Origin of the sequence: Oleisolibacter albus (assembly GCF_003336875.1) — a bacterium.
Lineage (GTDB): Bacteria > Pseudomonadota > Alphaproteobacteria > Azospirillales > Azospirillaceae > Niveispirillum > Niveispirillum album.
This window is the reverse complement of record NZ_QGNJ01000023.1, coordinates 1-11,831: the sequence shown is the minus strand read 5'-3', so window position 1 is coordinate 11,831 and position 11,831 is coordinate 1. Positions and strand designations below refer to the sequence as shown.

Annotated in this window: 9 protein-coding genes; 6 read left to right on the top strand and 3 right to left on the bottom strand. The window is 67.1% G+C overall.

All coding sequences use genetic code 11. The features are described from left to right. Positions 1-348: 348 nt before the first annotated feature. Positions 349-1,746 (top strand): amino acid permease, encoded by a 1,398-nt coding sequence (locus DK368_RS20285; protein WP_114395808.1) that lies wholly within the window; start codon positions 349-351, stop codon positions 1,744-1,746. Between the two features lie 11 nt (positions 1,747-1,757). On the opposite strand, the gene DK368_RS20280 is transcribed toward DK368_RS20285, so the two are convergent. Next, positions 1,758-3,077 (bottom strand): chloride channel protein, encoded by a 1,320-nt coding sequence (locus DK368_RS20280; RefSeq protein ID WP_114395807.1) that lies wholly within the window; start codon positions 3,075-3,077, stop codon positions 1,758-1,760. Between the two features lie 477 nt (positions 3,078-3,554). Between DK368_RS20280 and DK368_RS20275 the strand changes: the two genes are divergently transcribed. Further along, positions 3,555-5,837 (top strand): FepA family TonB-dependent siderophore receptor, encoded by a 2,283-nt coding sequence (locus DK368_RS20275; protein WP_275668543.1) that lies wholly within the window; start codon positions 3,555-3,557, stop codon positions 5,835-5,837. A 116-nt stretch (positions 5,838-5,953) separates the two neighbouring features. On the opposite strand, the gene ubiM is transcribed toward DK368_RS20275, so the two are convergent. Both ubiM and DK368_RS20265 read right to left on the bottom strand, forming a co-directional pair. Further along, positions 5,954-7,138, bottom strand: coding sequence for a 5-demethoxyubiquinol-8 5-hydroxylase UbiM (gene ubiM, locus DK368_RS20270; RefSeq protein WP_114395805.1), 1,185 nt, complete (start codon positions 7,136-7,138; stop codon positions 5,954-5,956). Between the two features lie 84 nt (positions 7,139-7,222). Continuing rightward, positions 7,223-8,137 (bottom strand): LysR family transcriptional regulator, encoded by a 915-nt coding sequence (locus DK368_RS20265; protein WP_114395804.1) that lies wholly within the window; start codon positions 8,135-8,137, stop codon positions 7,223-7,225. Positions 8,138-8,448: 311 nt separating this feature from the next. On the opposite strand from DK368_RS20265, the gene DK368_RS20260 reads away from it, so the two are divergent. The 4 genes from DK368_RS20260 to DK368_RS20245 all read left to right on the top strand — a co-directional run. Then, a complete protein-coding gene (locus DK368_RS20260; RefSeq protein ID WP_114395803.1) occupies positions 8,449-9,762 on the top strand; it encodes a CitMHS family transporter in 1,314 nt (437 codons plus the stop codon). 31 nt (positions 9,763-9,793) lie between these two features. Next, positions 9,794-11,137: an acyclic terpene utilization AtuA family protein gene (locus DK368_RS20255; RefSeq protein ID WP_114395802.1), complete on the top strand. Its 1,344-nt coding sequence runs from the start codon at positions 9,794-9,796 to the stop codon at positions 11,135-11,137. A 1-nt stretch (position 11,138) separates the two neighbouring features. Further along, complete coding sequence (locus DK368_RS20250; protein WP_114395801.1) at positions 11,139-11,453, top strand: AtuA-related protein; 315 nt, start codon at positions 11,139-11,141, stop codon at positions 11,451-11,453. Between the two features lie 125 nt (positions 11,454-11,578). Beyond that, positions 11,579-11,831, top strand: a 253-nt coding sequence (locus DK368_RS20245) for a CoA-transferase (RefSeq protein ID WP_275668542.1), incomplete at its 3' end; no start/stop codon positions are given.

The window sequence follows — 11,831 nt, the reverse complement described above, 5'->3', positions numbered from 1 at the left end:
AAGATTGAGGTGGGGCCGGCAGGGCCTCCATGGGCGGTGCGTTGGCCGACGCAAACCCCATGGCACGACGGACCCTGAAATTGTGATATCGCGGCTGGTGGTGTCCTTCAAGGACCTGACAGATGCAATGCGTGGCCGCTCCGCCCCGCCACCGGTAGTCGCAATAAAATTATCAGTGCTTTGAGATGATGGGACATTTCGCGCATGTCTGGGCGGCCATCCGGGACTTGATCTGACCGGCGCACCGGTTCACCCTCCGCACCCCCGCTGTCGGGGATTGTTTCGTCAGAGGGTCTGTCAAAGGTGTCGTCCGTGTCCGCTTGTCCTTGCCTGTTCCGGGGGCGCTGAATGTCGCTGTTCACGGCGCGTCCCCTGGACCAGTCCCAGCCGCCCTCCGGGCTGCACCGCCGGCTCGGCTGGCCGCATCTGGTGGCGCTGGGTGTCGGCGCCATCGTCGGCACCGGCATCTACACCCTGATCGGTGTCGGGGCGGAGCGGGCCGGGCCGGCCATCATCCTGGCCTTCGCCATCGCCGGCGCCGTCTGCGCCCTGTCGGCGCTGGCCTATGCCGAGCTGGCCAGCATGATCCCCGATGCCGGCGGGGCCTACGCCTATGCCCAGACCGGGTTCGGCGAGGCCGTGGCCTGGTTCGTCGGCTGGAGCCTGGTGCTGGAATATGCCGTGGCCTGCTCGGCCGTGGGGGTGGGCTGGTCGGGTTATATCGTCGCCATGCTGGGGCATCTGGGGCTGGCGCTGCCCACGGCCCTGACCGCCGGCCCCCATGCCGGCGGCATCATCAATCTGCCCGCGGTCTGCATCGTGCTGCTGGTGGCGGCGCTGCTGATGCGCGGCGTGCATGAAAGCGCGCGCTGGAATGTGGCGCTGGTGGTGGTGAAGCTGTCGGCGCTGGCCCTGTTCGCGCTGCTGGCCTTTGCGGTGTTCAGTACGGACAATCTCGCCCCCTTCACGCCCTACGGGCTGTTCGCCCAGGAGATCGGCGGCGAGACGCGGGGCGTGATGACGGCCGCCGCCGTGGTGTTCTTCGCCTTTTTCGGCTTCGACGCCGTCGCCACCGCGGCCGAGGAAGCCAAGCGGCCGGAGCGCGACGTGGCCATTGGCATCATCGGCTCCATCGCCGTCTGCACCGTCATCTATATGGTGATCTCGGCGGCGGCGGTGGGGGCCGTGCCCTTCACCCGGTTCGCCGGGCGGGCGGCACCGCTGGCCGACATCCTGATCCTGATCGGCCATCCGCTGGCGGCCTCGGTCATCTCCCTGGCGGCCGTGCTGGCCCTGCCCACGGTGATCCTGGTCATGATGTATGGCCAGACGCGGGTGCTCTATTCCATCGCCCGCGACGGTCTGCTGCCGGAGCGGCTGTCGCGGGTGGATCCCCGGGCCGGCGTGCCGCGCCTGGTCACCCTGCTGACGGCCCTGGCCGTGGCGCTGGTGGCCGGGTTCCTGCCCCTGGGCGAGATCGCCGAGCTGACCAATGCCGGGTCGTTGACCGCCTTCGTCGCCGTGTCGATCACGGTGCTGGTGCTGCGCCGGCGCTACCCCGCAGCCCGCCGTGGATTCCGCTATCCCCTGGCCTGGCTGCTGGCGCCGCTGGCGGCGGCGGGGTGTCTTTATCTGCTGTTGAGCCTGCCGCAGCTGACACTGGACCGTTTCGCCCTGTGGCACGGGATCGGGCTGCTGGTCTATGCCGCCAACCGCCTCTGGCGCCGGCGTCAGGCCAAGGCCTGACGGGCCGTGCCTCAGGGCGAGGGCTGTTCCATTGGGGCCGGAACGGGCGCCGGCCGTGTCAGGAAGCGGCGGCTCAGCCCGTGATACAGCGGCTCCGGGCAGATCAGCCGGGCTGTCCGCGCCCCCAGCACCGCCGCGGCCATCAGCGGGATCAGCAGGGCATGGCCGTCCACCATCTCCATGACAATGACAAAGGCGGTGATCGGGGCCTGGACCACACCCGCGAAACAGGCAGCGATGGCCATGACCACCAGCACGCCGCGGTCGCAGGCCGGCAGCAGCCGGGCCAGCAGGTCGCCGACCCCGGCGCCGATCGACAGGGACGGGGCGAAGATACCGCCCGGAACGCCGCTGGCCGCCGAGCCGATGGTGGTCACCAGCTTCAGCGGCATATACAGCAGTGGCAGGTCGCCGCCTTCGATGGCGGCCCTGGACTGGGCATAGCCGGTGCCGAAGGCTTCCCCGCCCGACAACAGCCCGGCGACAGCCACGACCAGTCCCCAGGCCGCTGCCCACAGCACCGGCCGGCCCCGGAAGGCGCCGCCGAACAGACGGGCCGGTGCCCCGCCGCTCCACAGCACCACCCGGCTGAACAGGCCGCCCACCAGCCCGCCCAGGATGGCGGCCAGCGGCAGGGCCAGGAATTCATGGAGGTGCGGCTCCAGATGATGGCGTCCGAAATAGACGTAATTGCCCTGCAGGGCCAGGCTGCACAGGCCGGCGATGATGACGGCCGTCAGCACCAGCCCGCTGGCCTTCTGCTCATAGGAACGGGCAAGTTCCTCGATGGCGAAGACGATTCCGGCCAAGGGCGTATTGAAGGCGGCAGCCACGCCGGCGGCCCCGCCGGCCAGCGGCAGTCCCGGCTGTGCCGGCAGTCTGGCCCGCAGCGCCACGGTCAGCAGGATGGCCGCGGCGATCTGCACTGTCGGCCCCTCGCGGCCGACGCTGGCGCCGGCCAGCATCACCAGCAGCGTGGCCAGGATCTTGCCCGTCGCCACCTTGAGGGTCAGCAGGCTGAAACGGCTGCCCCAGCCCTCGCTGGTGCGGGCGGCGATGACCTGGGGAATGCCGCTGCCCTGGGCCCCGGGGAAGAAGCGTACCGTCATGGCGGCGGCCAGGGCGAACGCCGCCGGCAGCAGAAGCAGCGGTGCCAGCGGCAGCTGCTGCCGCAATTGCGCCGCCAGATGCTGGGCCAAGTCCGAGGCCTGGGCGAACAGAACGGCAGCCAAGCCAACCAGCGCCGATCCCACCCAGAACACCAACTCCCGGCGTGAGCGCAGTCCGGCCAGACGGAGGCGCAGGCGGGTGCGGTGATGCTGGTCGGGCATGGTCCGGGACGCTCTTCGACGGCAATAGGCCGCCGGCACCGGAGCGCGGTCCGGGCCGGGCCGGCAGCACGGGGCAAGGATTACCTATTTGACGCCCAACGTTCCGGGGATGTCGACCCACGCGTTGCAATTGCTGCCTTGCAGGGAACAGGCAGTGCGCGTGCCCACTGTCGCGCCCGGTCTCCTGCCCGGCGGGGGGGTGTCTGCGCAGGTCTGCATATTCGCCATGCAAGAAAGAGGGATGAGTGAAGCGTTGTCCTGCGCTATCGGAGGAAAGCTAATGCGAGTCATTATCATTATTAGTTCCTGACCGAACAGTGTTCCAGGCCTTTGATTCTGTTTGCTGGCATGACTGTCCGGCTTGACCGGGCGCCGACGGGCAAGAGGGGGTTGGTGCTGAAGCGAAGCCGGGCGACCGGCGGGAACGCCGATGAGAGTGACGCGCCGACACGACTATGGATGACAAGGGGAAACACCGTGCCGCGCCTGCTGCTCCGCCTGAACCAGGGAACCGCCTTCGGGCTGGCCTTGGCCTGTACCGCTTTTGCCGCCCAGGCTCAGACCGTCGCCACGGGCAAAGACCCGGCCAGCAGCGATCCGGCTGCCAGCGCGCCGGCCAGCACTGCCAAGGTGCTGCCGACCCTGCAGGTTACGGAAACCGCCGAACAGGAGCTGAAGCAGGCGCCCGGCGTATCCATCATCACGGCCGAGGACATCGCCAAGCGTCCGCCGGTCAATGATCTGGCCGAGGTGATCCGGCGCATGCCCGGCGTCAACCTGACCGGCAACAGCGCGTCCGGCCAATATGGCAACAACCGTCAGATCGATCTGCGCGGCATGGGGCCGGAGAACACGCTGATCCTGATCGACGGCAAGCCCGTCTCGTCGCGCGATTCCATCCGCATGGGCCGCAGCGGTGAACGCAACACCCGCGGGGACAGCAACTGGGTGCCGGCCGAGGAGGTCGAACGCGTCGAGGTCATCCGCGGCCCGGCGGCGGCCCGCTACGGCTCCGGTGCCAGCGGCGGCGTGGTCAACATCATCACCAAGCAGCCCACGGACACGCTGGCCGGGTCGGTCACCCTGTTCACCAGCCAGCCGGAAAGCAGCGATGAAGGCGACACGAGGCGCATCGGTTTCAATCTGCGCGGCCCCATTGCCGATGGCGTGAGCTTCCGCGTTTACGGCAATTACAACAAGACCGATGGCGATGATCCCGACATCAACCGCGGCGCGGCCGGTACGGCGGCCGGTGTCAACCCGCCGGCCGGGCGCGAGGGTGTCGAGAACAAAGATATCAACGGCCTGCTGCGCTGGCAGCTGACGCCGGAGCAGGTGCTGGAGGCCGATGCCGGCTATTCCCGTCAGGGCAACATCTATGCCGGCGACCGTGCCGTTGCCAATGGCAGCGCCACCACCGGGGCGCTGGCGGAAGACGGGGCCGAGACCAACATCATGAAGCGCAGCACGGCCTCGCTGACGCACAAGGGCGAGTGGGACTGGGCCAGTTCGAAGCTGCTGTTCCAGTACGAACACACCGACAATACCCGGATGCAGGAAGGGCTGGCCGGCGGCGGCGAGGGCGCCATCAGCGGCGCCACCCCGGCCGCCGCCACCTTCGTCACGTCGAAGCTGAACAACTACAATGCCAGTGGCGAGATCAACATCCCGGTCTCCGCGCCGCTGAACATGGTGGTGACCCTTGGCACCGACTGGAAGCGCGAGGAACTGGACGACCCCTATTCCATGAGCCAGTCGGTCGCCAACGGCAGCACCATTCCCGGGATCGGCAGCGGGGCGCGCAGCGGCAAGGCCGACGCCGATGACGTCGGCGCCTTTGCCGAGGCCAATATCGCCGTCACCGCGGACTTCCTGCTGACGCCGGGTGTGCGTTTCGACCACCACAGCCAGTTCGGCGACAATTGGAGTCCGTCGCTCAACGCCTCCTACGATCTGCTGGACGGGTTGCAGCTGAAGGGCGGCATCGCCCGCGCCTTCAAGGCCCCGAACCTGTACCAGTCGAATCCGAACTATCTCTATTATTCGCGCGGCAATGGCTGCCCGTACAATTATCCCAGCCTGGGCGGCGGCTGTTATATCCTGGGCAATGACGACCTGGATGCGGAAACCAGCGTCAACAAGGAAATCGGCCTCGCCTTCGACAAGGATGGCTGGAACGCCAGCGCCACCTATTTCCACAACGACTACAAGAATAAGATCGTTTCCGGCATGGTTCCGGTGGGCACGACCACCGGCGGCACCTCGGTCGGCCGTGTCTTCCGCTGGGAGAATGCGCCCAAGGCCGTGGTCTCCGGCCTGGAAGGCAATGTGCTGGTGCCCGTGCTGGAGACGCTCTCCTTCAACACCAACATCACCTATATGACGGAAAGCAAGAACAAGGAGACCGGCGAGCCGCTCTCGATCATTCCGAAATACACGCTGAACTCCACCCTGGACTGGCAGACCACGCAGGATCTCAATCTGGTCTTCAGCATGACGCTCTATGGCAAGCAGGAGCCGCGCAAGCTGACCAGCAACGGGTCCGCCGCCACGGGCGCCGCCCTCGACGAGCGTGGGGCCTACGCGCTGTTCGGCATCAATGCCAGCTATGAGATCAGCCAGTCCCTGCGCCTCAACGCCGGCATCAGCAATCTGCTGGACCGTCGCCTGTATCGCCAGGACACCGGTACCGCTGCCGGTGCCGCCACCTATAACGAGCCGGGCCGGGCCTATTCTCTGGGCCTGACCGCGTCGTTCTGATCCCGGCCCCGGCGCAAGCCGGGCCGGGCCGGGCCGCCATCTCCTGCCGTGTGGGGCGGCGGATGGCGGCCCTTTCGTTTCCGCGCTGTCCGGCCGGGCCGCTCCGCCCGCCGGGGTCAGTGCTGCATCAGCATGCGGGTGACCGAGCCCCGGACGAAGGGCAGGGCTGCACCGGCGCGCAGGGTCAGGGTCCGGGCCAGACGGGCCGGCGGCCGGTCGTCGGTGTACAGCTCGACGATCAGCCGGGTGGCGGCATAGAGCGGCGCGCTGGCCAGCCGGTGTGCTGCTTCATACCGGCGCAGCAGCAGCGATCCGGCGATGTCGCCGCGGCGCGCGGCGGTCGATGTCACCAGCCCGGCCAGGGTCGCTGCACTCTGCAGGCCCAGATTGAAGCCATGGGCGGTGACGGGATGCATGCCGACGGCCGTGTCGCCGATCAGCGCCGCCCGCCGGGCGGCGAAATGGTGGGCATAGGTGATGGCCAGCGGATAGACATGGGCGCGGCCCACCACGGTCATGGCGCCCAGCCGCCGGTCATAGCGGCGGGTCAACTCATCGCTGAGCGCGGTTGGGTCGAGCGCGGCCAGCCGCTCGATCTCGGCCGCGGGCAGGGTCAGCACGGCCGAGGACAGCCGGCCGTTCAGCGGCAGCATGGCCATGGTCTGGCCATAGCCGAACCATTCGGTGGCGACGCCGCCATGCTCGCCCTCATGGGCGACGCGGCAGACCAGCATCGACTTGCCCAGGCGTTTGATCTGGGTGGCGATGCCCAGCTGGTCGCGGATTTTGGAGAAGCGGGAATCCGCGGCCACCAGCAGCCGGGCCGACAGGGTGCGGCCATCCTCCAGCGTCACCGTGGCGGCCTCGGTTCCGGTCCGCACGCCGGCAATCCCGGTGCCGGCCAGCAGCGTCAGCCCTTCCTGCCCCTGTACGGACTGGAACAGGGTCTGACGGATGCGGTGGTTGGGAACGAGGTTGCCCAGCCGGTCCGCGGCCTGTCCGCTGGCGAAGGACAGGGCGAAGGGGGACGGGCCGTTCAGCACCCGCGCCTCGCGCAACGGGGCCACATCGTCGTCGTTGAAGCGGGACCAGACTCCCATGGAGGTGAGGATGCCGGCGGACCGGTGCGTCAGCGCGATCTCCCGCCCGTCGGGGGCGGGATCGGCCAGAGTTTCCAGCGGCTGGCGCTCGACCAGGGCGATGCGCAGACCGCTGCCGTCCAGAGCGCGGGCGAAGGCCAGACCTGCCGGGCCGCCGCCGGCAATGATGATATCGAAGCCGTGTCCCGTGCCGCTGCTCATATCGTCTGCGTCCCAAGCCTGTTCCGTTCCATGCGCCCCGGATTGGCACATCGCGGCCGCCCCCCTGTCAAGGGAGGCCGCTGCTTATCCCTTGGAGAAATGCGCCAGGGGGGAGTTCGCCACCTCCCGCAGCAGCAGCACGAACTGCTCCGCCGCCGGCGACAGGGTCCGGTTGGCCTTGCGGATCAGCCCGATCTTGCGGGTCAGACCCGGCGTGTGCAGCGGCTCCACGCGCAGACCGGCGCAAGACGCGGCATCGACCGCCGATTCCGGCAGGACTGAAATGCCCAGACCGGCCCGGACCATGCCGATGGCGGTGGACATGTAACTGGCTTCGCAGGCCACATGGGCCGGGGTCCCCTCCTTTTCCAGCGCCCGGTCGATCAGCTGGCGCACGCTGGTGCTCGGCCCGGTCAGGATCAGCGGGAAGGCCGCCACGTCCTTCAGCAGCAAGGGGCGTTGGTTGGCCAGCGGATGATCCTCCGGCATGTAGGCGCACATGCGGTCGGACAGGAAGGGCGTGATGATGATGTCACGATCCGGTCCGATGCGGCTGCCGATACCGAAATCGACCTCCTCCGCCTTGACCATCTGCACGATGCGCTCGGCCACCACGTCGCTGACGGAAATGTCGATCTTGGGGTGGTCGGCCATGAAGCGGCGAATGGCGAGCGGCAGCAGCCCGGCTGCCACCGAGGGCAGGGTTGCCACGGAAACGCGCCCACGGCGCAGACCGGCCAGATCGTGGCTGACATCCATGATGGTTTCCAGCTCGTTCAGCACCCGCTGCAGGGATGGCATCAGGTTACGCCCGGCCTCGGTCAGCACCACCTGCCGCTTGTTGCGGTCGAACAGGCGCACCCCCAGCGCCTCCTCCAGCTGGCGGATCTGCACCGTGAGCGCCGGCTGCGACACGTTGACCTCAAGAGCAGCCCTGGTGAAGCTGCCCAGGCGGGCGACGGCCATGAAAGCCTTGATATGCCTGAATCCCTGGAGCATGACGGTCCTTGTTATAAAAAAGTTGGATTACCATGATTTAGGAAATTCAATTCCATAATCTGATCCGCCCCCCCTACCATGTCAATCAAGGACGCCGGAACAACGGACGGCGGTAAGGGGAGAAACACCCCGAAACCCTGCACGTGGTCCTCCGACGCAAGTGTCGGAAAGCAAGGAAATAGAGAGACAGTCCGGGGATTTATTCCCGGACAACGGGAGATATTGCCTGGTGTCCTGAGGGCCGGTTCACATCCGTGAATCTCCTTGTCCAACGAAGAAACAAAAATAAACTCGACTTAGCGGAGGTCCCCATGCTCGCCCTTCTCGGGTTGGCCACCATTCTTGTCCTGCTGGTGGTCATCATGTCCAATAAGATGTCGCCACTGGTGGCGCTGATCGCCGTGCCGATCATCGCGGCCCTGGTGGGCGGCTTCGGTCTTGAGACCAGCAAGTTCATCATTGCCGGCATCCGTTCGATCGCGCCGACGGCCGGCATGTTCGTATTCGCCATCATCTTCTTCGGCATCGTCACCGACGCCGGGATGATGGACCCCATCATCGACCGCATCCTGGGGCTGGTCGGCACCAAGCCGGCCCGCATCACCGTGGGCACGGCGCTGCTGGCCCTGCTGATCCATCTGGACGGCTCGGGCGCCGTGTGTTTCCTCATCACCATTCCGGCCATGCTGCCGCTTTATGAGCGCCTGGGCATGGACAAGCGGGTGCTGGCGCTGTGCGTGTCGATGGCGGCCGGCGTCAACTTCCTGCCCTGGACCGGCCCGATGATCCGCTCGGCCGCGGCGCTGAAGGTGCCGGTGACCGACATCTTCAACCCGCTGATCGCCGTGCAGTGCGTCGGTCTGGTGTTCGTCTTCACCGTCGCCTACTTCCTGGGCAAGCGTGAGGAACGTCGTCTGGGCTATACCTCGGGTGCCGTCGCTGCCGGTGGGGCCCCCATTGGTCCGGCCGCCCGGGTGCTGACGCCGGAGCAGCAGAAGATCCGTCGTCCCAAGCTGTTCTGGGTCAATCTCATCCTGACCATCTTCATCATGGGCGTGATGATCGATGGCGTGGTCGATCCGGTCGTGATGTTCATGATCGGCACCGTTCTGGCCCTGATGATCAACTATCCCAACGTCAAGGCACAGAAGGAGCGAGTCGACGCCCATGCCAAGGCGGCGCTGATGATGGCAAGCATCCTGCTGGCCGCGGGCGTCTTCACCGGCATCATGTCCAACAGCAAGATGCTGGCGGCCATGGCCCAGTCGGCGGTGGCCTTCGTTCCGGCGGATATGGCGCAGCACATCCCCTTCGCGCTGGGCATCCTCTCCATGCCGCTCAGCCTGCTGTTCGACCCGGACTCCTACTACTTCGGCATGATGCCGGTCATCGCCGAGGTCTATAAGACCCTGGGCGGCGACCCGATCCAGGTGGCCCAGGCCTCCGTGCTCGGCCAGATGACGGTCGGTTTCCCGGTCAGCCCGCTGACCCCCGCCACCTTCCTGGTCGTCGGTCTCTGCGGCATCGGCCTCGGCGAACATCAGAAATTCGCCATTCCCTTCCTCTTCGCAGCCTCCGTGGTCATGACCATCGCGGCTGCCCTCCTCGGCGTGTTCCCCTTCTGAACGCCGGGGTCTCCGTAACCAGGAGCCAATCATGAAAACGATCCGCATCGGTTCTGGCGCCGGCTATTCCGGCGACCGCATCGAGCCGGCCGTGGAACTGGCCGAAAAAGGCGACATCCAGTATCTGGTGTTCGAATGCCTGGCTGAACGCACCATCGCCATCGCGCAAGGGGCGAAGCTGAAGGATCCGACCAAGGGCTATGATCCCCTGCTGGCCGACCGCATGCAGGCGGTGCTGAAGCTCTGCCACGGCAAGGGCATCAAGATCATCACCAACATGGGGGCGGCCAACCCGGCCGCCGGTGCCGCCAAGATCCAGGAGATCGCCCGGGCGCTCGGCCTCAAGGGTCTGAAGGTCGCCGCCGTTTCCGGCGACGACGTCCTGGCCGAGCTGAAGTCCGGTCCGCACCGCATTGAGGAAACGGGTGAGCCGGCCTCTGCCATGGCGGGGAAACTGGTCTCGGCCAATGCCTATCTCGGTGCCGGCCCCATCGTCGAGGCGCTGAAGGCCGGGGCGGATGTGGTCATCACCGGCCGCGTCGCCGATCCCGCCCTGTTCCTGGCGCCGCAGATCTTCGAGTTCGGCTGGGCCATGGATGATTGGGACCGGCTGGGCAAGGGCACGGTGGTCGGCCATCTACTGGAATGCGCCGGCCAGGTCACCGGCGGCTATTTCGCCGATCCCGGCGTCAAGGATGTGGCCGATCTGGCCCGGCTGGGCTTCCCCATCGCCGAGGTGCAGGAAGACGGCCAGGCCGTCATCACCAAGGTCAAGGGCTCGGGCGGTGCCGTCACCACGGCCACCTGCAAGGAGCAGCTGCTCTACGAGATCCACAACCCGACGACCTATTTCACGCCCGACGTCATCGCCGATTTCTCCGGCGTGACCTTCACCCAGGACGGGCCGGACCGCGTGCGCGTGGCCGGTGCCACCGGCCGCGCCCGGCCGGAGACGCTGAAGGTGTCGGTGGGCTACATCGACTGCTTCATCGGCGAGGGCCAGATGTCCTATGCCGGGCCGGGAGCCGTTGCCCGCGGCCGTCTGGCCCTGGAGATCGTGCGCGAGCGGCTGAAGCTGATGGGCGTGAAGACCACCGAGCTGCGCTTCGACCTCATCGGTATCGACTCCATCCATGGTGAAGGGCTGTCCAACGCCGCCGGCATGGAGCCGTATGAGGTCCGCGTCCGCGTCGTCGGCCGGACCGAGACCCTGAAGGAAGCGGTCCGCATCGGAAACGAAGTGGAAACGCTCTACACCAACGGCCCGGCCAGCGGCGGCGGCGCCACCAAGTCGGCCAAGGAAGTGGTGGCCATGCTGTCGGCCCTGCTGCCCCGCACGCTGGTGACCCCCGTCGTCGATTATGTGGAGGCCTGACATGAAACTCCGTGACATTGCCCATTCCCGCACCGGCGACAAGGGCGACATCTCGAACATCTCGGTCATCGCGTTCGATGCCAAGGACTACCCGCTGATCGAGGCCTATGTCACGCCGGAGCGCGTGAAGGACCTCTTCGCCGGGGTCGTGCATGGCCAGGTCGTCCGTTACGCCATCCCCAGTGTCGGCGCCCTGAACTTCGTCATGCAGAAAGCGCTCGGCGGCGGGGTGACCCGTTCGCTGGCCCTGGATGCCCACGGCAAATGCCTGGCTTCGGCCTTGCTGAACCTGGACATCCCGGACCGGACGGCCTGAGCGTCCGCGGCGGGAACGGCCGCTTCCTCCCCGTTCCCGCCGCGCCTTTCTAACCGCCTGCCCACGGCAACGGCCCCGCTCCGCGCGGGGCCGAACGGGAGCGGCTGTGCTGTGAGAGAACCGTGATGAGTAAAGTGATCGATTTCGCCGACGCGGTATCCCGGATCCCGGATGGGGCGGTGCTGATGATCGGCGGGTTTATGGGTGTTGGGACGCCGGACGGGCTGGTTGAGGCGCTGGTTTCGGCGGGCCGGCGTGATCTGACGGTGATCGCCAACGACACGGCGCGGCCGGGTGTCGGGATCGGCAAGCTGATCGACGCCAAGCTGGTGCGCAAGGTGATTGCCAGCCACATCGGGACGAACCCGGAGACGCAGC

Bases quoted from the DNA above. Each gene is read 5' to 3' on its own strand.
- DK368_RS20285 (WP_114395808.1), top strand. From the start codon at position 349: ATGTCGCTGTTCACGGCGCGTCCCCTGGACCAGTCCCAGCCGCCCTCC.
- DK368_RS20280 (WP_114395807.1), bottom strand. From the start codon at position 3,077: ATGCCCGACCAGCATCACCGCACCCGCCTGCGCCTCCGTCTGGCCGGA.
- ubiM (WP_114395805.1), bottom strand. From the start codon at position 7,138: ATGAGCAGCGGCACGGGACACGGCTTCGATATCATCATTGCCGGCGGC.
- DK368_RS20265 (WP_114395804.1), bottom strand. From the start codon at position 8,137: ATGCTCCAGGGATTCAGGCATATCAAGGCTTTCATGGCCGTCGCCCGC.
- DK368_RS20260 (WP_114395803.1), top strand. From the start codon at position 8,449: ATGCTCGCCCTTCTCGGGTTGGCCACCATTCTTGTCCTGCTGGTGGTC.
- DK368_RS20255 (WP_114395802.1), top strand. From the start codon at position 9,794: ATGAAAACGATCCGCATCGGTTCTGGCGCCGGCTATTCCGGCGACCGC.
- DK368_RS20250 (WP_114395801.1), top strand. From the start codon at position 11,139: ATGAAACTCCGTGACATTGCCCATTCCCGCACCGGCGACAAGGGCGAC.